Origin of the sequence: Marinobacter sp. 3-2 (genome assembly GCF_003751355.1) — a bacterium.
Classification (GTDB): Bacteria; Pseudomonadota; Gammaproteobacteria; order Pseudomonadales; family Oleiphilaceae; genus Marinobacter; species Marinobacter adhaerens.
Window position 1 is genome coordinate 58,690 of record NZ_RJUQ01000015.1, and the last position, 23,041, is coordinate 81,730.

Genomic DNA, 23,041 nt, shown 5'->3' on the forward strand with positions numbered 1-23,041 from the left:
TTATGACGTAAACTTGTTTTGGGTCATTTTTTAAACAGGCCCTTTCGCGTCCAATGAAGGGACGCTCAAAGCGCCTCATCTGGTCAGGAACAGCACGGTCTATGGACAGTCCAACGCTCAGCGAATTCGACCTCCACCTTTTTGCCGAGGGTCGCCACTGGCACATTTACAACGTGCTCGGTGCCCATGTCTGCAGGAACCGAGGCGTGGAAGGTGTCCGGTTTGCAGTCTGGGCGCCCCACGCCAGCGCCGTCAGTGTTGCCGGTGACTTTAACGAATGGAACGCGGGCATCCATCCCATGTCGTTGCATGAAGGCACGGGGGTTTGGTCCTGCTTTATCCCGGGCATCGGTAACGGCGCTCTCTATAAATTCGCCATCACGACGGACAAAGGCCGGCAGATCCTGAAAACCGATCCCTACGGACAGGCTTTCGAGCTCAGGCCCTCCACCGCTGCTGTAGTCACCGAGCGCGGCCACTTTGGCTGGGGCGATGGCGACTGGCTGGCCCGGCGGGGTCGCTGGAACTGGCAGGATTCGCCCATCTCCATCTACGAGGTTCATGCCGCCTCCTGGCGCCACCACGGTTCGGGTCGATGGCTGACCTATCGGGAACTGGCCGACCAACTCATTCCCTATGTGCTCGAACTGGGCTTCACCCACATTGAACTGTTGCCGGTCACCGAACACCCCCTGGATGAATCCTGGGGATACCAGACCACCGGCTACTACGCGCCCACCAGTCGGTTCGGCACGCCGGACGATCTTCGTTATCTGGTGGACCAATGCCACCGGCACAACATCGGCGTGATTCTGGACTGGGTACCGGGACATTTCCCGACCGATGAACACGCCCTTGCCCGCTTTGATGGCAGCGCGCTTTACGAACATGAAGATCCCCGCAAAGGGCGCCATCAGGACTGGGGCACACTCATCTACAACTATGGCCGGCATGAGGTGCGGAACTTCCTGATCGGCAGTGCCTTGTTCTGGCTGGACGCCTTTCATATCGACGGGCTCAGGGTGGATGCGGTGGCTTCCATGCTGTACCTCAACTACTCCCGCAAGGAAGGCGAATGGGAGCCCAACGTGCATGGAGGCCATGAAAACCTCGAAGCCATTGAGTTCCTGCGGGAATTGAACCAGGTCTGCCAGAGCCGCTTCCCCGGAACGCTGGTCTGTGCGGAAGAATCGACCTCCTGGCCGCGTGTAACCCGGCCACCGGAAATTGGCGGACTCGGGTTCAACCTGAAATGGAACATGGGCTGGATGCACGACACCCTGGACTATCTGGCGCAGGATCCGGTGTATCGTCAGTATCATCACGACAAGCTGACCTTTGGGCTGCTCTATGCCTTCTCGGAGAATTTCCTGCTGCCGCTTTCCCACGACGAAGTGGTTCATGGCAAAGGTAGCCTGATCAACAAAATGACCGGCGACGAATGGCAACAGAGGGCTACCTTGAGGGTTCTTTTTACCTACATGTTCAGTTACCCGGGCTCCAAACTTCTTTTCATGGGCGGTGAATTCGGGCAACGACGCGAATGGAGTGAATCCCGGGAACTGGACTGGTCGCTGCTGGCCTATCCGGAGCATCAGGGTATTAAAAAGCTGGTTCAGGACCTGAACGGTATCTACCGGCGGGAGGTCTCGTTACATGGCGCCTGCTTCAAGCCGGATGGTTTCGAGTGGATCGACTGCCATGATTCCCCCCAGTCAGTGATCAGTTTCCTGCGCACCGCCAAGGGCGAAACCTCGGTGATTGTCGTTAATTTCACACCCATGCCCAGACACCACTATCGGATCGGCCTGCCTGAAGGTGGAAACTGGCGGGAAATTTTTAACTCCGATTCAGAGTATTACGGTGGCAGTAATCTGGGAAATCCCTACCCCATGCCTGCGGATGCCCAGCCCTGGATGAACCGTGACTGGTCCGTGGAATTAACCCTGCCACCACTGGGCGCGATCATTCTGAGGCCGGCTTTATGATCCGGGTGCTGTTTGCAACCAGTGAGGTTTATCCCTTGATGAAAACCGGCGGTCTTGCCGACGTTTCTGCAAGTTTGCCGGAAGCGCTCTGCCGCCTGGAATACGACGTACAGATACTTCTTCCGGGCTATCCCGATGCTTTGAAAGCGGCAAGAAAGGCAGGCTCCCGAAGGAAGGCGCGGTTTCAGCTGGGGCAATACAATGTGAGCCTCTGGCAGACCCGACTCCCCGGCACCGCGGTCACGCTATGGCTGGTGGACTGTCCGCCATTGTTTGATCGCCCTGGCAACCCCTACAAGAACGAGGAAGGCAAAGACTGGTGGGACAATGCCCATCGCTTTGAGCTGTTCGGAAAGGTCGGCGCCATGATTACCATGGGAGAGGCTGGCCTGTCCTGGAGACCGGACCTGGTGCATTGCAACGACTGGCAAACCGGGCTGATACCGGTATTTCTCGAGGCCTACCACGACAGGCCCGGCACTGTGTTTACCATCCATAACCTCGCCTACCAGGGACTCTTCTCCCACGAGACTTTCCGTGCCCTGGGTCTGCCTGATTCGCTCTGGAACCTCGAGCAGCTTGAATTCTACGGGCAGCTTTCGTTCATCAAGGGCGGCCTGGTTTTCAGTGACCGAATCACCACCGTCAGCCCGACCTATGCGCTCGAGATCCAGACCCCGGAATTCGGTAATGGACTTGATGGTTTGCTTCGACACCGCCAGGACGCGCTCACCGGCATTCTCAACGGCATCGATAACCGGGTCTGGAATCCCGAGGAGGACCCTGAACTGGCCTTTCACTATGGCCGGAATCACTTGAAAAACAAGACGCAGTGCCAGGCCGGCCTGCAGCAAGAGCTCGGGCTGGAGGTAAACGGCGGTCCACTATTGGGCTTCATCGGGCGACTGGTTGAACAGAAAGGCGTGGACTGGCTGGTTTCGGTGATGCCGCGCCTGCTGGAACAGGGTTGCCAGTTTGTCGTTCTTGGTTCCGGTGAAGCCAGTTACGAGGAGCCCCTGAAACGCCTTGCCCGGCAATGGCCGGGGCAAATGTCTCTCACGTTGGGCTACAACGAGGGGCTCTCCCATCGCATCACGGCCGGATGTGACCTGTTCCTGATGCCATCGAGATTCGAGCCCTGTGGGCTCAACCAGATGTACAGCCTCAGGTACGGCACGATTCCGGTGGTGCACGGTGTTGGCGGGCTGGCAGACACGGTCCAGGACCCTCAGGAGGTTGGCATCGACAAGGCCACCGGATTCGTTTTTACCGGCGCCAATGCCGATTCGTTACTGGCTGCCGTAAACCGCGCGCTACAGGTTTTTGAAAAACGTAAGCAATGGCGGCGATTGCAGGACAACGGCATGGCGATCGACTATTCCTGGAAGCAGCGGGCTCGCACCTATGGCGATCTGTATCAACGTATTCTCAAAGAACGTGACCAACAACAGCTGGATTAGTGCGAGCGCTTGCCCGCCTGGAGGCAACCAACATGCATAAAGCAACGGAATTCCGACTTGAAGCTCATCCCCTGCTTCCCGAACCCCTGGAACGACTGGAAGAGCTTGCCAATGACCTGTTCTACAGCTGGGACCACGGCGTTCGAAGCCTTTTTGTCCGTATTGACCTACCGCTATGGCAGAAAGTCGAGCACAACCCGAAGCTTTTCCTGCGGCGGGTTGCCCAGGATCGACTCGATGAAGCCTCTGAAGACCGGGCGTTTCTGGCCGAGTATCGTCGGGTCCTGAGCAGCTACGATGCCTATCTCGAGGCTGGCCCCGGCCCGGAAGTGACGGAGAAGCTCGATCCGGAACAGGCCCTGGTGGCTTACTTCTGTGCCGAATTCGGCTTCCACGAAAGTTTTCCGATCTATTCCGGCGGCCTGGGCATCCTTGCCGGCGATCATTGCAAGGCCGCCAGTGACCTGGCCCTGCCCTTTGTCGCTGTGGGTCTGTTGTATCGGCAGGGTTACTTTATCCAGAGTATCGACGCCCACGGTCAGCAGATTGCGCGCTACCAGTCCCATTCCAGCGATGAATTGCCTATTTCACCGGTGGAGATAGACGGCAAGTGGCTCAAGGTCTCCGTCCCCTTCCCCGGGCGTGATGTTGTGGCGCGTGTGTGGGAAGCCCGCGTCGGCCATATCCGCTTATACCTGCTGGACAGCAATACCGAAGAAAACGGCCCGGAAGACCGGGATCTCACGCTCCAGCTCTACGGTGGCGACGAGTCCACGCGGATCAGCCAGGAAATGCTGCTTGGCATTGGTGGAACCCGGGTTGTGGAGGCGCTGAACCTCAAGCCGACGGTCTGGCATATCAACGAGGGCCATGCCGCATTCCAGATTCTGGAACGCTGCAGGCACACCATGGTTTCCGGGTTGAGTTTCGAGGCCGCGCTTGAAGCCGTTGCCGGCGCAACGCTGTTCACAACGCATACGCCGGTACCGGCCGGCCACGACATCTTCCCCCGCTCCCTCGTTCATCATGCCCTGGGGCGATATATCGAGGAATCTGCCCTGGATTTTGATCAGGTGTTTGCCCTGGGCTCGAAGGACGGTGGGGACAGTTTCAACATGACCAGTCTGGGCCTGCGCGGCTCTCGTTTCCACAACGGGGTGAGCCGGATTCACGGTGGTGTCGCCTCGTTGATGGAGGGCGATATCTGGCCCCAGGTGCCGTCGGCAGAAAACCCTATCGGGTACATTACCAACGGTGTGCACGTACCGACGTTTCTGGCGCCGGAATGGTCTAGCCTGTTCGATATACAGGCGCCCACCTGGAAAAGTGAACTCCGGAACCCGGAATTCTGGAAGTTTATCGACCAGATCCCGGACTATCACTACTGGAGCGTTCACAAGGCCCTGAAACAGCAAATGGGCGAATACATTGTCCAGCGGCTAAGGCGCCAGCATAAACGCAACGGCACCGGCCATTCCGTCACTGACAGGATGACCCGGCAGCTTGTTTCCTCGGAAAAAGACACGCTGGTTATCGGGTTTGCAAGGCGGTTCGCCACCTACAAACGCGCGACGCTGATCTTCTCGGACCTGGAACGCCTCGAAAGCATCCTGACCGATCCGGACCGCCCGGTGGTGCTGGTATTTGCCGGCAAGGCCCATCCCAAGGACAAACCCGGTCAGCAACTGATCAAGGTAATCCACGACCTTTCCATGCACCCTTCGTTGATGGGGCACCTGATTCTCCTGGAGGACTATGACCAGGCCATGGCCCGCAGGCTGCTCAGTGGCGTCGATGTGTGGCTGAACACACCGGAATACCCGAAAGAGGCCAGTGGCACCTCCGGAGAGAAAGCAGCCCTCAATGGCGCTCTTAATCTCAGCGTGCTCGACGGCTGGTGGGGCGAAGGCTATGACGGAAAAAATGGCTGGGGCATCCCTCCCAGGGATACCGAACTGGACCCTGAATTCCGGAATGAGGAAGAGGCCCGGGACCTGATCGATCTGCTCGAATTCGAAGTGGTTCCCCTCTACTACGAGCGCGCCTCCCAGGGCTTTTCGAAAGGCTGGGTCCAGCGATCCAAGGCTTCGATGAAGTCGATCACACCAAGGTTTAACGCCCGGCGTATGGTGATGGATTACGTCAATAACTATTACCAGCCGGCGTCAACCCAGGGTGCTTTGCTGATGGCCGACAACGGCGAGGTTGCCAAAGAACTGGCGGACTGGAAGGCAAGGGTCAGGCATGCCTGGCCGGGAGTGGAATTAAACGTGGTTGGCTGCGTCGAAGCTGCCTGCCCCCATGATGGCGGCGTAGAACTCAGAGTCGAGGCAAGGCTCAATGGCCTTTCAGCGAAGGATGTGCGGGTGGAGTGCCTGGTCAGCCCGGAATGTACCGGCACCCATAACAGCCCGGGCCCAGACAGTTTCTTGCTGGATAAGGAAAGCGAAGCGGAGGGGCGAACCGTGTTCTCCACCCGCGTGCAGCCACCCTATCCCGGCTTGCAGACTCTCAGGCTCAGGATGTACCCCTATCACGAATCACTGACGCATCCGTTGGAGATGGGCGCCATGCTCTGGGTCTGACCCAGGGCATGGCGGTGCCTCAAAGCAGGTGCCGGCGAATGAATCGGCCGATGTCCTGTATTTCTTCAAGGCACACACTGTGTTCCATGGGGAATGTCTGATAAGAAGGGTCGTAGCCCATCTCCTTCAGGGTTTCGACACTGCGCACACCCAGTGATTCCGGCACCATCGGATCGAAGGTTCCGTGATACACGCTGATCGGCACATCAGCATTGGCCTCAGAGCGCTCAACCGTGTCCGCGGTGGCGAAGTAGGTTGAAAGCGCCAGAACACCGCCAAAACGTTCCGGGTAGCTGAGCCCCAGTTCATAGGCAACGGCGCCTCCCTGGGAGAATCCGGCGATGATAATACGCTCCGGCGGGATGCCTTTGTGTTTTTGCTGCTCGACCAGTTTGGCGACCGCATCGGCAGACGCCCGCAACTGTTCCGTATCCACCACACGGTCGATATCCATGGCCTTGATGTCATACCAGGCGGGCATGGACATGCCACCGTTGATGGTGACAGGCAGATTGGGCGCATGGGGAAAGATGAAGCGTACCGCTGTATCTTCCGGCAGGCCCAGTTCCGGCACTACGGGCTCGAAGTCGTGGCCGCTCGCACCAAGGCCATGAAGCCAGATGACGGCTGCGGTCGGGTTTTCCCCGGTTTCAATCTCAATGTACTGAAGATCCTGCACGGTTTACCTCATGTCTGAAAATTATGTACCGGTTTATTCGGAATGGCCGGATTTCTCGGCATTGGCTTCGAGCGCGGTAACCACTGGATTAGCATACATATCCAGCAGATAAGGCCGGATGGCCGGATCGCAGGCTTCCAGTCTCCGCTCCATCTCGGCTTCAGCAGCTTCCATTTCCGCCGGTGACCAGGTTTCGGCAGTGACCACTGAATCGCTGACGGTATCCGGCGTACCGTGGGCCTGGGGATGAAGACCACGCTGCTGATAAGCCACCAGGTTGGAGGCATGCAGGTGATAGTTTGCATGCATCTCCCGATCTATACGGGCGGCCAGATCTTTCGGGTTATCCGGTGAATCATGGATGGGCGCACCAAAGTGCACATGCACGTGCCCTTTGAAACCGGTCAGTCCCTTCATGATCTGTTCGGTATCTTCACCCTCTCGCTTGATGTACTGGCCGGTCCGGGCCCGGGTTTCCAGCTCCTGGGCTTTGTCGGCATCGCACGGATCGTACTCGTAGGCAATAGAAACTGGCACCACATGCAGCCGATTCATGGCTTCGTCAAACCCGAGCCCGCTTTTTTTGCGGCTCATATAGAACATCTTGATGATGGCAGGGTCGGTAAAGTCCAGCCCATCCTTCGCCCGGCCCTCACGTTGGGCAATCCATATGCTGTGATTGGTATCGATGCTGTGGTTGATAAAGCCGGAGAGTGTGATGTAGGCATCACGCATCTCGCGGGGGCTTGTCATGCTGCGTCGCACTACAAAGCTCTTGTTCAGTCGCATCATTTCAGCGAACACCCGGTTGGCAAGCAGGTTGTCGCCAATGGCAATCCGGGTGGTATGGAAACCATTCTGGAACAGCTGGTAGTTCACCACCATGGGGTCGAAAACAATGTCCCGATGGTTCGAAATAAACAGATAGGCGCCGCGCTTGTCGAGGTTCTCCAGCCCGCTGGTCGTTACTCGCGTGGTTGTGCTCTCAACCAGCTCACCCACGTAGCTGGAAAGCCCGGCCTGGAGATCATCGACTCGTGTGTAGTGGCCAAAATGGCTGTTTAACCAGCGACGGGTAAATACACGCAACATGGCCGGCGCCCAGCGGGCCAGAGTCGGTGACTTGAAGCGACCGACCATATCCAGAAATTCCTGATCGTTGACCAGGCGGTTGATAGCGGCGCCGGTTTCTTCGTCCGAATAGGGACGGATGGCATCAAATTCCTGCATGGAAGCCCTGTTGTTATCAGTGTCTGTCACAGTATGGCGTGAAACGGTGGTTCAAAAACGCGGTATTGTAGCGTTTCTTAGATTAGTTTGCCTCCACCCGGCCCGTGGGTTTGCTGGCCAATCCTCAGGGTTAATCTGGTATCATTCGCGACTGCGCCGAACCCGGCACTCCACCCGAATCAATACAGCGGCTCCAGGCCGAGCAACCGGTTATTCTATGTATCTTGATCAGGATTTCGAACAGCTTTCCACCGAGCGCCCAACCACCTCGGGCCGTGATCCGGAACAGGTGCTGCACGAAGTCTTTGGTTATGAATCCTTCCGTCCGCTTCAGGGTGACATCATCCGGGAAGTATCGGAAGGCCGCGATGCGCTTGTGCTCATGCCGACGGGCGGCGGTAAATCTCTTTGCTACCAGGTACCGGCGCTGGTTCGCTCGGGCACTGCGATCGTAATTTCACCTCTGATTGCCCTGATGCAGGACCAGGTTGCGGCATTGAAAGAGCTGGGGGTCCGGGCTGCGTTCCTGAATTCAACCATGGATTTCGAGCAGGCCCGGGCGACCGAATACGCGCTCATGACCGGTGAGCTTGACCTTCTGTACTGCGCCCCTGAACGACTGATACAGCCGCGCACCATCGAATTGCTTCATGACGCCTCCATCTCGCTGTTCGCTATCGACGAGGCCCATTGTGTGTCCCAATGGGGTCACGATTTCCGATCCGATTACCTTCAGCTCAGCATGCTGGCAGAACAGTTTCCAGGCGTACCCCGCATCGCGTTGACCGCAACCGCGGATGAGCGAACCCGAAAGGAGATTGCGGAACGACTGTCACTGACAGAGGCAAGACACTTCGTCAGTGGCTTCGATCGCCCCAACATTCAGTACCGTATAGCGCCAAAAATAAACGCGAACAAACAGTTACTGGATTTTATTAAAGCGGAACATGAGGGCGATTGTGGCATCGTTTACTGCCTGTCCCGGAACAAGGTCGACGCCACCGCGAAAACCCTGGCCCAGAAAGGCTATACCGCTCTGCCCTATCATGCAGGCCTGTCCTCGGAACAGCGTGCCCATCACCAGGAGCGGTTCCTGCGTGAAGACGGGGTGATTATTGTTGCCACCATCGCCTTCGGCATGGGTATCGATAAACCGGACGTTCGCTTTGTCGCCCATCTGGATCTGCCGAAGAGCCTTGAAGCCTACTATCAGGAAACCGGTCGGGCGGGGCGTGACGGCAAGCCATCTACGGCCTGGATGGTTTATGGCCTGCAGGATGTCATCAAACTGCGCCAGATGCTGGAAAGCTCACAGGGTAACGACCATTTCAAGCGCGTGGAACGGCAGAAGCTGGATGCGATGCTGGGTCTCTGCGAGGTCACCAGTTGCCGGCGTCAGGTGCTGCTGCGTTATTTCGGGGACGAGCTTGAGCAACCCTGCGGTAATTGCGACACCTGCCTGAATCCACCGGACACCTGGGATGGAACCGTCGCCGTCCAGAAAGCCCTTTCCTGTGTTTTCCGCACGGGCCAGCGTTTCGGCGTTACCTATCTGATTGATGTTCTGCGAGGCTCGGAAAATGAGCGGATTCTCCAATCCGGGCACCATCAGGTGTCAACCTACGGCATTGGAACCGAACTGAGTGCCAACGAGTGGAAATCGGTCTACCGGCAACTGGTGGCCAATGGTTACCTCCGCGCAGATCCGGAGGGCTATGGTGCGCTCCAGTTGACCGAGCAGTGTCGGCCACTGCTGAAAGGACGTCAGACCATTGAGCTGCGCAAGGACCCGGAAATCAAGAAGACAACCGGCCGGGCAAACGGCGGCCGGTCGGGTTCGCCGGTCTCAGAACAGATTACCGACAAGGCCGGCTGGGAGGCGCTTCGAGCCTGCCGCAAGGAGCTGGCTGACAAACAGGGCGTGCCGCCCTACGTCATTTTCCATGACACTACCCTGTTTGGAATGCTGGAACGCAAACCGCGCACCCTGGATGAGCTGGCGGAAGTCAGCGGCGTGGGCGCCGCCAAGCTAGAGAAATACGGCGAGATTTTCCTGCAAACCATCGCTGGCCTCGAACAGGCCTGAATTGGTCAGGCCTCTGCTTTAAACCCTTTCTTCCGGACGCGGTAATGGGCGATGGAGGTGGCTACATGGTTGCCCTCTTCGTCCACCAGTTTCCCTTCCAGGGAGAATTTCGCCCGCCCGGTCTCGTCAGCGTCAGCAAGAATGGCTGCCACGGTTTCGGGATCCAGGGTGAATTCTACAGTGACATCGCTGTTGGCTGGCTGGAGAAACTGCAACGTCATTTCCTTGAGAATCGGCGTGTACGAAGGCCCCAGATCAAATAGGGTCAGCACGCCACCGGGAATTTCGGCTACCAGGAAGTACGCGCCCGCATAAAGGCTGCCGAAGTGGTTTTTGTTGCCTCTCAAGCGGATTTTCGCTCTTACATATCCTGGCCTGACCTCCTCAACGCTGAAGTTGTTCCGTGGTGCAAAAGGAATCGACAGACCGATGATCTTGTTTACCGCTGCGTACCCGCCCGTTTTCTTCAGCCAAGCCAGAGGGCTGGCCAATGTGGCCTTGGGGTCGGTACTTGCCACCCATTGACCGGTCGCTCCGATGAGATTATCGATAATTGCCATTGCCAAGCTCCGAAATTGATGGGGAACTGATGATTACAACGGACTTCAGTGCTCGCAAGAAGGTTTTACAATTTTTTTGGATGTTGTCCGATTTATTTTTGAGTTTCTGTTCTAAAGTGAGGATGCGTGCCTGAATCATGACTGCTTGATAGCCGGTTTTTCCAGTAGTAAGAAAGGATCTCTGATTTGGAATATTCTCTGCCCGCTTCCCTGGTCTTCCACCGGTTTCGAAAACTGGTTCTTTGCCTGATGCCATTGGCTTTCTGCCTTGCGGCAGGACCACTCTCAGCCACAACTTCATCGACCACTGCGTCGCAGGCAGCCGCCGTGCGCGGTTACGTACTCTGGTACCGGAATTACGACAGTCCTGCCATCCGGGCCCTGGTGGAGCTTGCTCTGAAGAAGACGCCAGAGTACGGAGAATTTCAGATCATCAGAAGTGAAGAGCTGAGCCAGGGCCGCGTACTGAGGGAACTGACAGACGGCCAGTCACGATTAGTTGACATCGCCAATGTTGCTACCTCCGCAGAACGGGAGAAGTCCCTGACCGCCATACCGTTTCCGGTCGATGGCGGGTTGCTCGGTTTTCGGGTTTGCGTGGTTATGCCGGAATCCCTGCCCCGGTTTGCGGGAATCAAGACTCTGGATGACTTGAGAGACAGTCAGATTCGGATTGGCCAGGGCGCCCACTGGCCAGACACACCGGTGCTTGAAGCCAACGGTATTCCGGTGGTCACTCACTCCCGATACGAAATACTGTTCGGAATGTTGCGCAATGAACGCTTCGAGTGTTTTGCCAGGGGTGTAAGCGAAGTGCTTTACGACCTGGAATTGGAGCAGGATCCTAATCTGGTAATCGAGCCTGATCTGTTGATCGCCTACCCGATGCCGTCCTATCTCTTTGTCGGTCCCGAAGACCAGGAAACCGCCCATCGCCTTCAGCTGGGAATCGAACGCGCCATCCACGATGGCAGCTTCAATGATTTCCTCAGGCACTACTACGCCCGCGCTGTGAAAGAGCTTGATCTCGACGAGCGTACGGTCATCACCCTCGAAAACCCGTACCTGAGCGAAGAATCCCGTTACGTTGGTCGCAAAACCTTCGAGAACCTGCGCCGTCGGCTAGAAGTCCTAAGCCGCTAGCGGGCGCCCTGCGCTTACACCCGGAACCTCGACACGTTCTGGTTCAGTGCGGTGCCGATGCGTTCAATCTGCCCGCTGTAAACATCGTTTTCTGTGGCCGCGGCCGCCGCTTCCTGGCCCTGATTCGCAATCCGGGTAATCGACGAGTTCAACTCCTCGGTAACCGACGTCTGTTCTTCGGATGCTGTGGCAATCTGTGACGTCATCTGGCTGATGGACGTGATTGCCTCGGCAATCCGGTTGAGGGCATCCATGGCGTCCTGCGCTTTTTCCATACTGACATTGGATACGGCAGTTGAGGCATTCATGACATCGACCGCATCATTGGCGCCCTTCTGCAGACGCTCAATCATGTCGTTGATTTCCTCGGTGCTGGACTGGGTGCGCTGGGCAAGGTTACGTACCTCGTCTGCCACAACTGCGAAGCCCCGCCCTGCTTCACCGGCCCGAGCCGCTTCAATGGCGGCATTCAATGCCAGCAGGTTGGTTTGCTCTGCAATACCCTGAATCACTTCAAGCACTGTTGTGATTGACGTAACGTCCTTGCCAAGGGTGTGGATGACCTCTGCGGCCGCATTAATCTCCTTCGAGAGCTTTTGCACGGCGTCCCGGGAGGCAGCGACGGTCTCCAGCGAAGCACGGCTGTCTGCATCCGCAGTGTTGGCGGCGTCTGCGGTTTGCTGTGCGTTCTGGGCGATCTCGCCGGCAGCGGCCGACATCTCGTTGATCGCGGTCGCCACCATGTCGATCTCGGCCTGCTGGCTCTCCACGCTCGAACGACTGGTACTGGCGGTATCTCTCAGCGAGCTGACATTTTTCCCGAGTTCGGCGCTACCCTTCTGGACATCCCGAACAACCGTCTGGATATTCTCGACAAACTGGTTAAAGCTCCGGGCCAACTCACCGAATTCATCTTTTGCACTGTCGTCCAGACGCTGGGTCAGGTCGGCATCACCACTGCCAATGTCCGCCATGGCCTTGTTCAAGCGGCGAACCGGCGCCATCAGGACCTTGATGCCCAGATGCAGAATCACCAGAGAAACGATCAGGCCGATCACGGCCATGATCAATCCAGTCATTCTGGCGCTCTGGACCGGTGCGTTGATCTTGTCCGCGTTTACAAAGGTCCCCAGATACCATTGCACGCCGCGCGCTTCACTGATCGGATGGAAGCTGGCCTCCCAGTTGCCGTCATCATTACTGTATTCGTGAGCGTCCCCGCCAAGATCCGGCTTGCCGCCAATGAGCTCACTGATGTTCTTGCCGACAAGGTTTTGCCGTGGGTGGAACAGTATGGTGCCCCGCTCATTGATCAAAGTGGCGTAACCGGTGTCCGCAAGGGTGACTGTGCTCAGCGTTTTTGCTATCGCGCCCAGGCCGATATCAGCACCGGCCACGCCTTCGTATTCACCGCGCTTCACGGGCGCAAGTGTGGAGATGATCATGTCGTTGGTGCTGGCATCCTGATACGGCTCGGTAAACGAGGCGCTGCCGAGGCTCATGGCCTTCTTGTACCAGGGGCGCTGACGGGGATCGTAATCCGCTGGCAGCGTGGCATTCGCCTCCGGGGATTTCATCAGCATGTAGCCGTCGGTGCGCCCTACATAGACATCCCGGAACCCGCCGCCGGTGGTAATAGCCTGGAGAATAACCCGCGCGTCTTCGTCGTTCTCGGCATTCTCCAGGGCTTTGGCGGTGGCTTCAGTCATCACCAGCCTGGTATTGAGCCACTCTGCGATGCTCGACGTGCTCTGCTGCACGGTGTCGTCGATCAGCGCGTTCACATAGGTTTCTGTGGTGTTTTGTAGCCGTAAATCGCCAGAGAGCGTAAAAGCCCCCATAACCAACAGCAACAGAATACCGAAAGCAGTCAGGAGCTTTTGCCCGAATGTCAGCTGCACGGTCGAATCCTCAGCAATAAAATTGATATTCGTTAATGTGTGTTTCGGCCCATGGTGCGAAGTCTTTAGCGGCTTCTGTTAAACTTTCCAATTATTGACGCAGACGCTGAGATTGTCCTCATTCCATAACGAACGGGAGCCGAACTGAATGGCCCATGAAGAACTGCACCTTAACCTCCGGAACCTGAGGCTTGATGACTACGATCAGCTTCAGAAGCTTATGGATCGGGTATACGACGACATCGGAGGCTCCTGGCCGAAGGACACCATCAAGGCATTGGTGGAGCAGTTCCCCGACGGCCAGATCTGCATTGAGGAAAGTGGCCAGCTTATTGCGGTTGCGCTGACGGTTTGCGTTAAGTACGAGCGTTTCAGCAACCCGCATACCTACGACGATTTGATCCTCCGTAACGAGAAGATCTGGCACAACGCCAATGGTGACTCCCTCTATGGGCTGGATGTCTTTATCCACCCCGACTACCGGGGCTACCGACTGGGTCGTCGACTCTACGAAGCGCGAAAAGAACTCTGCCGCTCCATGAACCTGCGTGCCATCCTGGCGGGCGGGCGCATACCGAGCTACTTCAAATACGCCGAACAGTATTCGCCTGAAGAGTACATTCAACGGGTCGATCGCAAGGAAATCTACGATCCGATTCTGAGTTTCCAGCTCTCGAACGATTTCCAGGTTACGCGGTTGATGCACAAATACCTGCCCGAGGATGAGAAATCCCAGGGCTACGCGACGTTGCTGGAATGGCGGAACATTCTCTATACCCCACCTTCCCCGGTTCTGAGCGTCAAGAAAACTCAGATAAGGCTGGGCGCTGTGCAGTGGCAGATGCGGGAATTCACCTCGGTTGAAGAGGTGCTCGAGCAGGTTGAGTACTTCGTGGATGCCTTGTCTGACTACAAAAGTGACTTCGCCATCTTCCCGGAGTTTTTCAACGCGCCGCTGATGGGACTAACCGATCAGATGGACCAGACCCGGGCCATCCGCTTCCTCGCCGGATTTACCCAGCAGTTTCGGGAAGAGATGTCTGAAATGGCGGTGAGCTACAACATCAACATTATCACCGGCTCCATGCCCCTGATCGAAAACGACCGGGTGTATAACGTGTCCTATCTCTGCCACCGCGACGGCCGTGTTGATGAGCAACGCAAGATTCACATCACGCCCCACGAACGCCGCGACTGGGTTATCGAAGGCGGCAACCAGTTTGAAGTCTTCGAGACCGATGCTGGCCGGGTCGCCATCATGATCTGCTATGACATCGAATTCCCTGAACTGGGCCGTATTGCTGCCAGCCAGGAGGTTGATATCATCATGGTGCCGTTCTGGACCGACACGAAAAACGGCTACCTCAGGGTTCGCCAGTGCGCCCAGGCTCGCGCAATCGAAAACGAATGCTATGTGGTGGTCACTGGTAGCGTTGGCAACCTGCCGAAAGTTGAGAACCTGGACGTCCAGTACGCCCAGTCTGCCGTATTCTCACCCTCGGATTTTGCCTTCCCGCACGATGCAGTTATGGCGGAAACCACGCCGAATACGGAGATGATCATGTTCTCCGATATGGACCTGGAAAAGCTGAAACTGGTGCGCAACGAGGGGTCTGTCACTAACCTGAAAGATCGCCGCGTTGATATGTATGAATTGAAGACCAAGTAAACTGGCCCGATCAGCCAGTTGGAATTGTTAAATAACTGCGTTAGCGGTCGATCGTATGGCACTGATGGCGTTGCAAAACTAGAATTCAGTGTCTATTGTTTAACCAATATCCAGCCTGTCTTCCGATGGGACAGGTTGCTGTGGATACGGAAATCACCAGAGAACCCGATTCATGAACGAAGCATTGCCGGACCTTGTCGCACGATTCCGAGTCAGACAAGGCCTTTTTCGAAAGGAACTTGTCGAGGCCGCCCTGTATGAGCTGGACGGCTACGGTTGTGTTATGAAAACCGACAAAGTGTTCAATCCGGGTGATACCGTGGTGCTGGATCTCGTGATGGATATGCCGTTCGACAAGATCCGCGCAGAGGGACTCGCCGGTCTGGTGACCGAACGCAGAAAACACTGCAGCAATTTCTTCTATTCAATCGATTTTGTAGAGCTCGACTCCAACGGCAGCTCATCGCTGGCGGAAAAGCTCCGCAGAATCCGGGAAGTGCTATCCAAGAAGCAGTCGCTCAAATCACGTCGTTCTCCAGGTTCCATGTCCGGTTTCCGGCAAATGGCCTGATATTTGTTTTCGTTGAAACTTGCCCGTAAGGAGACATTCCATGGCGAAGAAAGCCAAACAGAACGTTGATAAAATCGTGAAAAAGGTCAACAAGGAGTTCGAAAAGACTTCGTCTCAGATCGAAGGCCTGGTGAACGATGCGCTGAAGCAGTTCGACAGCCTGCAGAACCAGGTTCAGGAGCCTGTTCGCAAGCTGCTCAAGGAAATCGACGAGCTTCGCGACCGCGAGATGAAGCGTTTCCACGAAGAGTTTGAGCGTCGCCTGGAAGAGTTCCATGAACTGCAGAGCAGCATTCTCGAGCGGCTTGGGGTGGCTTCCAAGGAAGCGGGTGAAGAGGTCAAGAAGCTCACAGATGAAGTGAGTAAAGAGGCCAGCACCGCAGCCAAGAAATCAGCGCCGAAGAAAACCGCCAAAACAGCTTCCAAAGCTAAAGGCTCAACCAGCAAGCCTGCGGCGAAAAAGCCGGCTGCGAAGAAGCCTGCTGCCAAGAAAGCACCAGCGGCCAAGGCTGCAAAGCCGGTCGACAAGAGTGACCTGACGCTGGTTAAGGGTATCGGCCCAGCAACCGCCAAGAAGATGAAGGACGCTGGCATTACCTCCATCGATCAGATCGCCAATCCGTCTGCAGAAGACCAGGAAAAGCTGAAGGCCTTCTCAAACGTCAAGGGATACAGTCAATTCAGCGCTGAAGCCAAGAAAATCGGCTGATGCGAACGCCTGACCAGCCTGTTTTACGGGACATTGTCCTGATTGGCGGCGGGCACAGCCACGTCGGGGTTCTTAAGCGGTTCGCCATGAACCCTGTCCCCGGCGTGCGCCTGACCCTGATCTGCCGCGACACCCACACCCCCTATTCCGGCATGCTGCCTGGCTACGTGGCCGGCCACTACAGCTACGATGACGTCCACATCGATCTGAGCCGCCTGGCGGAATACGCAGGTGCGCGCTTTTACAGGGCCGAAGCCATGGGCATCGACCGGGATCGGAAGCGGGTTATCTGCCGTGGTCGCCCGGATGTGCCCTACGACATTCTGTCCATCAATATTGGCTCTTCGCCGCGGGTCAATGAAGTGGAAGGCGCTTCCGACCACGCGGTTCCGGTGAAGCCGATCACCGGCTTCAACAACCGCTGGCTTGCACTGCTCTCCCGTATCGAGAATCACGACGGGCCGCTGGCGGTTGCGGTGGTTGGCGCCGGAGCCGGTGGCGTTGAGCTGACCCTCGCCATGCAGTTTCGACTGAAGAATGAACTGAAACAGCGTGGCAAAGATCCCGATCAGCTGCATTTCCACCTCTTCGACGCCGCCGACCAAATTCTACCGACCCACAACCCCAAGGTGCGTGAGGTTTTCCGAAAAACCTTGTCGAATCGTGGTGTGAAGGTCCATCTGGGATCGCCAGTCAGCAAGGTTCAGGAAGGGTTATTGATTACCGAATCCGGCGAAACCCTGCAAACGGACGAAGTGCTCTGGGTAACCCGGGCTGGTGGCCCAGAATGGCTCAAGGACACAGGCCTGGCGCTGGACGATGGTCTGTTCCTGAGAGTACGCGATACCCTGCAAGTGGAGAATGACGACAGCATTTTTGCTGCTGGCGATATTGCCAACGTCTTGAATCACCCCCGAGAAAAAGCGGGGGTATTTGCGGTAAGACAGGGACCTCCCCTCGCCGACAACCTCAAACGGCTTGCAACCGGCAAGGATCCGAAGGATTTTCATCCTCAGAAGAAGTGGTTAGCGCTAATCAGTACCGGGGACAAGTACGCTGTTGCCTCCCGGGGAGAATTGCAGTTCGACGGCGCCTGGGTCTGGCGCTGGAAAGACTGGATCGATCGCCGCTTCATGAAGAAGTTCAATGATCTGCCTCCAATGGAGGAAGAATCCAAACTGCCGGATACGGCTGCCGCACAGAATGCCGAGGAAGCCTCCCAGGCCATTTCGGCGGTTGCCATGCGTTGTGGTGGTTGTGGTGCCAAGGTGGGCAGCACCGTTCTTTCGCGTGCCCTGGGAGAGCTGAAACCCATCGAGCGGGACGATATCCTGATCGGTCTTCACGCCCCGGACGATGCCGCCGTTTTGACAGTGCCGCCCGGCAAAGCCGTTGTTCACACCGTGGATTTCTTCCGTGCGTTCATTGCCGACCCCTACATCTTCGGCAAGGTCGCGGCCAATCATAGCCTCGGTGACGTCTTTGCCATGGGCGCCGAAGCCCAGAGTGCCACGGCCGTTGCCACGGTGCCTTACGGCATTGAATCCAAGGTTGAGGATGTCGTCTATCAGATGATGTCCGGTGCTGTTGAAGTGCTGAACGAGGCAGGGTGCGCGCTGGTTGGAGGGCACACCGGCGAGGGCAAGGAACTGGCCCTGGGTTTTGCAGTCAACGGCCTGATCGACCCGGAAGAAGTCATGAGCAAAGGCGGCCTGAAAGCCGGCGATGCCCTGATTCTCACCAAGCCCATCGGCACAGGCACCCTGTTTGCCGCTCACGCAAAGCTGGCTGCCAAAGGTCGGTGGATCGATTCCGCCCTCACCTCCATGGTCCAGTCCAACAAAGCGGCGGCTGACTGCCTGAGGAAATTTGGATCAAAAGCCTGTACCGACGTTACCGGCTTCGGTCTCCTCGGGCATCTGGTTGAAATGACCAAGCCCTCGGGTGTGGATGCCGAGCTGGATCTTTCTGCCATACCGATCCTTCCCGGCGCGGAGGAAACAGCAGCAGCAGGGATTCTCAGTTCGCTGCAACCCGCTAACATTCGGTTGCGCCGCGGTATCAGGGATCAGGAAAAGTGGGTCAACCATGCACGTTACCCGTTGATCTTTGATCCGCAAACAGCGGGCGGGCTGCTAGCAAGCGTTGCCGCGGACAAGGCAGAAGAGTGTGTACGGGAACTGAAAGCCCTTGGCTATCCGCATACCGCCATAATCGGGCGAATTACCGCCCAGGACGAAACCGGACCGATCGAACCCATATCCTTGCGGGATTAACGTCTTTGTGAGCAGCGCTGTATCGCAAGGTGCAGCGCCTGCTTCAGGGACGCCTGCTCTTTCTCAGGCATGAAATGCCCGGCAAGCCCATTGACTTGATGCTTGAGGGCGCCCAGAAATTCCGGATCCTGCTCTGCTTTGTAGAGAAGATCTGCCAGAGCGCGTTCCTTTCCAACCGGAAAATAGCCAGCATAATCTTTGCCCAGCAGCCCAACATTCCCGGGGATGTCCGAGGCGATCACCGGAAGACCGGCGCGGCAGGCCTCGGATACCACGTTCGCGCCACCCTCCATCACGGAGCTGATCACCATGACCTGGCTATCGGCCATCAACTGCCGGGTTTTGCCCTTATCGAGCTCCCCAAGCCACTGGAATCGAGGATTACTCGCCATCTCCTGTTCCGCTTTGGTGCGCCAATCCTCGTTATAAGCTTTGCCAGCGCAGACAACCTGAATGCGGGAGTCGTCGGGCAAAAGGCGGGCTGCATAAGCCGCCCTGAGTGAATCCTTTTCTTCGCGGAGATGGCCGATAACACAGACTCTGAATCCCGTCTCTTGCACATTTTTGCGTGGCTCGGGAAATGCTTCCGGCCCGTCTGCGGACTGGTAAAGTGTGGTGAGCTTGTCGGACATTTCTGTCGGAATGTCGCGGGCGACAAGACTGTGCAGGCCGATCAGGGCATCCGCGGCCTCCATGGAATAAAGGGTTTCTTCCGGAAACTCCTGCTGGTGGCGATAGATATCCGTGCCGGTCAGCGCAACAATCAGGGGTTGTTCGGGCCAGGTTGTCCGAAACTGTCTGATGGCATCAACGCTTCGCCACGCATGGAGAGCGATAAAAGCGTCACAGGGCTCACCGCGGTAGTCAGTTACGATACCCACCGCATGACCGGCCTTCTCCAACAGGATTTTCCAGCGTTCAGCGGTGGCCCGGTTTCCGGCTTTTGAACCCGGCTGAGCGGGTGTGATCATTGTAATGCGCATAGTCTTGGCCGTGACCCAGGTGACTGAAATTCGGAATGTTCGGTGCTGAGCCAATTAAACCCGCAAACCGTATAGCTGTTCAGAGTTAACGTAAATCAAGGTATCCTGCAAGGCACCGGGGAGCCCCGACTTCCCTTGAGTCACATTCCACACAGTCTGGCAAAATAAGGAACTCCAATGGCCCTTAATCTAATACGGAAATTGATGGTTTCCAGTCTTTTCTGTTTTACCGCCGCTTCGGCTACGGCTGAAACCTTCGTGTTCACCGCTATACCCGATGAAGACGAAACCAAGCTGGTCGAGAGATTCAAAGGTGTGGCCGATTATCTCTCCCAAGAACTGGATGTTGAGGTTAGGTACATCCCGGTTAAATCCTACGCAGCCGCAGTGTCCGCGTTCCGTAACAATCAGGTTCAGCTGGCCTGGTTCGGCGGGCTGTCCGGTGTTCAGGCGCGTCGCCTGGTTCCCGGCTCTGAGGCCATCGCTCAGGGCGTCGAAGATGAAGCATTCCAGACCTACTTTATCGCCAACACCAGCACCGGCATCGAGCCTGCCGACGAGCTTTCCGCTCTTGAAGATAACCTGAAAGACAAAACCTTCACTTTCGGCTCGAAAGGATCAACTTCCGGTCGTCTTATGCCCGAGTTCTACATCCGGGACGTGTTCGGCGCCCAGCCGGAAGACTTCTTCTCCCGCGTTGGTTTCAGTGGCAACCACACGCGCACCCTGCGCCTGGTTGAAGCTGGCACTTACCAGGTTGGCGCACTGAACTTCCAGGTTTGGGAAAAGGAACTGGCGGACGGCAACATCGATACCGATGCCGTTCAGGTCATCTGGGAAACTCCGCCCTACCCCGACTACCAGTGGACAATTCGTGGTGACGTTAACGAGCGTTTCGGTGATGGCTTCAAGGAGCGTGTAACTGAGGCCCTGCTGAACCTAGACGATCAGGCGCTGCTCGAGAGCTTCCCCCGGTCCGGCTTCATTCCGGCCTCCAACGATGACTACGAGCCCATTCGCAAAACTGCGGAAGAGATTGGAATCCTGGACTGATGTCAGGGTTTGATCTTTCAGGCCTCACGGCCTCTTTTGGCGGCGAGCGGGTCATTGGCCCGCTGTCGCTGAAAGTTAACGAGGGAGAACACGTTGCCCTCGTGGGTAAGAGTGGTGCCGGAAAATCCACGCTTATCCGGCTGATTCATGAAAGGGTAAACCGGGAGTCCTCGCTCGTTCCTCAAGACCTCGGGCTGGTGAATGCTCTGCCTGTATTCCATAACGTGTTTATGGGGCAGCTGGATAAACATTCCACCTGGTACAACACCCTTACCCTGATCCGCCCGTTTTCAAAAAATCGCGACGAAGTGCGTGAATTGCTGAAGGCCCTGGGTATGCCTGAAAAACTATGGCTACCCACCGCGTCGCTCTCCGGTGGACAGCGCCAGCGTGTCGCCATTGCACGCGCCCTCTATCGTAAGGCGCCTGTACTCCTTGCGGACGAGCCCATTTCAGCGCTCGATGGACCGATGGCTCATCTGGTGATGGAACTGCTGAAAGAACGTTTCCAGACCAGTGTGATCGCGCTGCACGATGTGGAGATGGCGTTGAAATACTGCAGTCGCATTGTCGGCATTCAGGACGGTCAGGTTGCGCTGGACGAATCCAGTGAGCGCCTGTCGGCCACCGACATCACGTCGCTGTATTAGGGAAACGGCCACGCTCATGTTCTCTTCCCCAACGGTCCGCACCAGCTTCATTTTTGTGGCCGTCGCCATTGTTGGCCTGTTGTTCGCAGACATCGCCATTACGGCGTCCAACCCATGGCGGGACCTTGGTAACTTTTTCCTGGGGGTTCTGACACCCAACTTCTTCAGCAGCGAAGGGCTAATGACGGCCCTGCTGAGAACCGTTGCCTTTGCGTTTGTCGGGGTAGCCCTGGGCAGCGTTTGCGGTTTCCTGCTGTCATTGGTTTACCGTTTCCTGCCCGTGCGCATCTTCTGTGCGTTTATCCGGGCCATCCACGAGCTGTTCTGGGCCCTGATCTTCCTTCAGTTTTTCGGTTTTCATCCGCTGACTGGTGTACTGGCAATTGCCATTCCCTACTCCGGGATCTTTGCCAAAGTGTATTCCGAAATCCTGGATGAGACGGACCCGGAGCCGGGACGGTTGTTGCCCCCCGGCACCGGTACGATAGCGGCGTTTCTTTACACCCGGATCCCCGATTGCTGGGTTCAGCTTCGTACCTATACGGCCTATCGGTTGGAGTGCGGCCTCCGTTCCAGCGCCATCCTCGGGTTCGTGGGCCTGCCGACACTCGGTTTCTATCTGGAAACCTCCTTCTCCCAGGGGCTCTATTCAGACGCCGGCGCCATGCTGATCCTCTTCTACGTGCTGATTGCCACCATGCCTCTCTGGGTCAGGCCCAGACTTCTGCCCGTCTATATCCTCGGGGCGCCCTTCTTCCTGGGCGATGGCCTGCCTATTGTCTGGGGCAATGTGGCCCGTTTCTTTACCGAGGACATCGTTCCCAGCCCTCTGCGAAATGGTGAAGGGGTCGCCGGCCTGATCCCATGGTTCAACGATCTTATGATTAACGAGGCCATGCCCGGTATCTGGAATACTGTGATACTCACTCAGATCGCCCTGGTCGCAACGGGCATCCTGACGCTCCTGGCATTCCCTCTGATCTCCAACCACTTCGGTGGCCCGGTTCGGCGCACATCGGGGCATATATTTCTAGTCATAGCCCGCTCAACACCGGAATACATCCTTGCCTACATCCTGCTGCAGCTCTGGGGTCCTTCAATGCTCCCAGCAGTTGTCGCGCTCGCGCTGCACAATGGAGGTATCATCGGGCACCTGATTGGCCGCCAGACCAACGGCATTCGCCTGCGGCCCGATGCGCCAACCGGCTTCAATCGCTACAGCTGGGAGCTGGTCCCGCGGGTGTATCGATCGTTCCTGGCGTTTCTGTTTTACCGGTGGGAAATCATCATGCGGGAAACCGCGATTCTCGGCATACTGGGGATCTATACCCTGGGCTTCTACGTCGACAGCGCCATCCAGAACATACGGTTTGACCGGGCTATGGTGCTGATCCTCATCACAGCACTGCTGAACATCGGCATTGATACCCTCGGCCGCTACATTCGCCGCAAGCTGGCCTTGCAGACCATGCCCACCTGCTAACCCGCACTGCGATCC

At 56.8% G+C, this 23,041-nt stretch carries 18 protein-coding genes; 12 read left to right on the forward strand and 6 right to left on the reverse strand.

What is annotated here, in order from left to right; translation table 11 throughout:
* The first annotated feature begins 101 nt into the window (after positions 1-101).
* From glgB to glgP, 3 genes are read left to right on the forward strand one after another with little or no spacing between them, the layout of a single operon-like run.
* Positions 102-1,988, forward strand: coding sequence for a 1,4-alpha-glucan branching protein GlgB (gene glgB / locus EDB94_RS14430; RefSeq protein ID WP_108018598.1), 1,887 nt, complete (start codon positions 102-104; stop codon positions 1,986-1,988).
* Positions 1,985-3,448: a glycogen synthase GlgA gene (gene glgA, locus EDB94_RS14435; protein WP_108018599.1), complete on the forward strand. Its 1,464-nt coding sequence runs from the start codon at positions 1,985-1,987 to the stop codon at positions 3,446-3,448. The genes glgB and glgA overlap by 4 nt, the downstream gene beginning before the upstream one ends.
* Before the next feature lie 32 nt (positions 3,449-3,480).
* Positions 3,481-6,033 carry an alpha-glucan family phosphorylase gene (glgP, locus tag EDB94_RS14440; RefSeq protein WP_181259044.1) on the forward strand — a complete coding sequence of 851 codons (2,553 nt, stop codon included), beginning with the start codon at positions 3,481-3,483 and terminating at the stop codon, positions 6,031-6,033.
* Between the two features lie 19 nt (positions 6,034-6,052).
* Here the strand turns inward: glgP and EDB94_RS14445 are convergent, their stop codons facing one another.
* Both EDB94_RS14445 and EDB94_RS14450 read right to left on the reverse strand, forming a co-directional pair.
* The gene (locus EDB94_RS14445; protein WP_008169693.1) at positions 6,053-6,712 is read right to left on the reverse strand and encodes an alpha/beta hydrolase; all 660 of its coding nucleotides are present in this window, start codon (positions 6,710-6,712) and stop codon (positions 6,053-6,055) included.
* 33 nt (positions 6,713-6,745) lie between these two features.
* Positions 6,746-7,942: a 1-acyl-sn-glycerol-3-phosphate acyltransferase gene (locus EDB94_RS14450; RefSeq protein WP_108018601.1), complete on the reverse strand. Its 1,197-nt coding sequence runs from the start codon at positions 7,940-7,942 to the stop codon at positions 6,746-6,748.
* 217 nt (positions 7,943-8,159) lie between these two features.
* Between EDB94_RS14450 and recQ the strand changes: the two genes are divergently transcribed.
* Positions 8,160-10,028 carry a DNA helicase RecQ gene (recQ, locus tag EDB94_RS14455; protein ID WP_014577099.1) on the forward strand — a complete coding sequence of 623 codons (1,869 nt, stop codon included), beginning with the start codon at positions 8,160-8,162 and terminating at the stop codon, positions 10,026-10,028.
* Between the two features lie 5 nt (positions 10,029-10,033).
* On the opposite strand, the gene EDB94_RS14460 is transcribed toward recQ, so the two are convergent.
* Both EDB94_RS14460 and EDB94_RS20735 read right to left on the reverse strand, forming a co-directional pair.
* A complete protein-coding gene (locus EDB94_RS14460) occupies positions 10,034-10,588 on the reverse strand; it encodes a YiiD C-terminal domain-containing protein (RefSeq protein ID WP_108018602.1) in 555 nt (184 codons plus the stop codon).
* Complete coding sequence (locus tag EDB94_RS20735) at positions 10,572-10,844, reverse strand: hypothetical protein (RefSeq protein WP_181259055.1); 273 nt, start codon at positions 10,842-10,844, stop codon at positions 10,572-10,574. Before EDB94_RS20735 ends, EDB94_RS14460 begins: the two co-directional genes overlap by 17 nt.
* On the opposite strand from EDB94_RS20735, the gene EDB94_RS14465 reads away from it, so the two are divergent.
* On the forward strand, positions 10,775-11,731 hold the full coding sequence (locus EDB94_RS14465; RefSeq protein WP_014577102.1) for a hypothetical protein: 957 nt from the start codon (positions 10,775-10,777) through the stop codon (positions 11,729-11,731). The two genes, EDB94_RS20735 and EDB94_RS14465, sit on opposite strands and share 70 nt — an antisense overlap.
* A 14-nt stretch (positions 11,732-11,745) precedes the next feature.
* Here the strand turns inward: EDB94_RS14465 and EDB94_RS14470 are convergent, their stop codons facing one another.
* Positions 11,746-13,632 (reverse strand): methyl-accepting chemotaxis protein, encoded by a 1,887-nt coding sequence (locus tag EDB94_RS14470; protein WP_108018603.1) that lies wholly within the window; start codon positions 13,630-13,632, stop codon positions 11,746-11,748.
* A gap of 148 nt (positions 13,633-13,780) precedes the next feature.
* Between EDB94_RS14470 and EDB94_RS14475 the strand changes: the two genes are divergently transcribed.
* The 4 genes from EDB94_RS14475 to selD all read left to right on the forward strand — a co-directional run bounded on the left by EDB94_RS14475 (position 13,781) and on the right by selD (position 18,857).
* The gene (locus EDB94_RS14475) at positions 13,781-15,301 is read left to right on the forward strand and encodes a carbon-nitrogen hydrolase family protein (RefSeq protein WP_008171577.1); all 1,521 of its coding nucleotides are present in this window, start codon (positions 13,781-13,783) and stop codon (positions 15,299-15,301) included.
* A gap of 172 nt (positions 15,302-15,473) precedes the next feature.
* Positions 15,474-15,872, forward strand: a complete 399-nt coding sequence (locus EDB94_RS14480; RefSeq protein ID WP_008171578.1) for a hypothetical protein — start codon at positions 15,474-15,476, stop codon at positions 15,870-15,872.
* Positions 15,873-15,912: 40 nt separating this feature from the next.
* Complete coding sequence (locus tag EDB94_RS14485; RefSeq protein WP_088557278.1) at positions 15,913-16,581, forward strand: helix-hairpin-helix domain-containing protein; 669 nt, start codon at positions 15,913-15,915, stop codon at positions 16,579-16,581.
* Positions 16,581-18,857, forward strand: coding sequence for a selenide, water dikinase SelD (gene selD / locus EDB94_RS14490; protein WP_108018604.1), 2,277 nt, complete (start codon positions 16,581-16,583; stop codon positions 18,855-18,857). The genes EDB94_RS14485 and selD overlap by 1 nt, the downstream gene beginning before the upstream one ends.
* On the opposite strand, the gene senB is transcribed toward selD, so the two are convergent.
* Positions 18,854-19,840, reverse strand: coding sequence for a selenoneine biosynthesis selenosugar synthase SenB (gene senB, locus EDB94_RS14495; protein WP_108018605.1), 987 nt, complete (start codon positions 19,838-19,840; stop codon positions 18,854-18,856). The genes selD and senB overlap by 4 nt on opposite strands.
* A 177-nt stretch (positions 19,841-20,017) precedes the next feature.
* On the opposite strand from senB, the gene EDB94_RS14500 reads away from it, so the two are divergent.
* The 3 genes from EDB94_RS14500 to EDB94_RS14510 are packed head-to-tail and all read left to right on the forward strand — an operon-like array spanning position 20,018 to position 23,026.
* Complete coding sequence (locus EDB94_RS14500) at positions 20,018-20,893, forward strand: putative selenate ABC transporter substrate-binding protein (protein WP_219908258.1); 876 nt, start codon at positions 20,018-20,020, stop codon at positions 20,891-20,893.
* Positions 20,893-21,543 (forward strand): phosphonate ABC transporter ATP-binding protein, encoded by a 651-nt coding sequence (locus EDB94_RS14505; RefSeq protein ID WP_108018607.1) that lies wholly within the window; start codon positions 20,893-20,895, stop codon positions 21,541-21,543. Before EDB94_RS14500 ends, EDB94_RS14505 begins: the two co-directional genes overlap by 1 nt.
* 16 nt (positions 21,544-21,559) lie before the next feature.
* Positions 21,560-23,026 carry an ABC transporter permease gene (locus EDB94_RS14510; RefSeq protein WP_014577109.1) on the forward strand — a complete coding sequence of 489 codons (1,467 nt, stop codon included), beginning with the start codon at positions 21,560-21,562 and terminating at the stop codon, positions 23,024-23,026.
* Positions 23,027-23,041: the final 15 nt, after the last annotated feature.

Excerpts from the sequence above, each read along its gene's own strand:
- glgB (WP_108018598.1), top strand. The coding sequence starts at position 102 with ATGGACAGTCCAACGCTCAGCGAATTCGACCTCCACCTTTTTGCCGAG.
- glgA (WP_108018599.1), top strand. The coding sequence starts at position 1,985 with ATGATCCGGGTGCTGTTTGCAACCAGTGAGGTTTATCCCTTGATGAAA.
- glgP (WP_181259044.1), top strand. The coding sequence starts at position 3,481 with ATGCATAAAGCAACGGAATTCCGACTTGAAGCTCATCCCCTGCTTCCC.
- EDB94_RS14450 (WP_108018601.1), bottom strand. The coding sequence starts at position 7,942 with ATGCAGGAATTTGATGCCATCCGTCCCTATTCGGACGAAGAAACCGGC.
- recQ (WP_014577099.1), top strand. The coding sequence starts at position 8,160 with ATGTATCTTGATCAGGATTTCGAACAGCTTTCCACCGAGCGCCCAACC.
- EDB94_RS14460 (WP_108018602.1), bottom strand. The coding sequence starts at position 10,588 with ATGGCAATTATCGATAATCTCATCGGAGCGACCGGTCAATGGGTGGCA.
- EDB94_RS20735 (WP_181259055.1), bottom strand. The coding sequence starts at position 10,844 with ATGGCATCAGGCAAAGAACCAGTTTTCGAAACCGGTGGAAGACCAGGG.
- EDB94_RS14475 (WP_008171577.1), top strand. The coding sequence starts at position 13,781 with ATGGCCCATGAAGAACTGCACCTTAACCTCCGGAACCTGAGGCTTGAT.
- EDB94_RS14480 (WP_008171578.1), top strand. The coding sequence starts at position 15,474 with ATGAACGAAGCATTGCCGGACCTTGTCGCACGATTCCGAGTCAGACAA.
- EDB94_RS14485 (WP_088557278.1), top strand. The coding sequence starts at position 15,913 with ATGGCGAAGAAAGCCAAACAGAACGTTGATAAAATCGTGAAAAAGGTC.
- selD (WP_108018604.1), top strand. The coding sequence starts at position 16,581 with ATGCGAACGCCTGACCAGCCTGTTTTACGGGACATTGTCCTGATTGGC.
- senB (WP_108018605.1), bottom strand. The coding sequence starts at position 19,840 with ATGCGCATTACAATGATCACACCCGCTCAGCCGGGTTCAAAAGCCGGA.
- EDB94_RS14500 (WP_219908258.1), top strand. The coding sequence starts at position 20,018 with ATGGCCCTTAATCTAATACGGAAATTGATGGTTTCCAGTCTTTTCTGT.
- EDB94_RS14505 (WP_108018607.1), top strand. The coding sequence starts at position 20,893 with ATGTCAGGGTTTGATCTTTCAGGCCTCACGGCCTCTTTTGGCGGCGAG.
- EDB94_RS14510 (WP_014577109.1), top strand. The coding sequence starts at position 21,560 with ATGTTCTCTTCCCCAACGGTCCGCACCAGCTTCATTTTTGTGGCCGTC.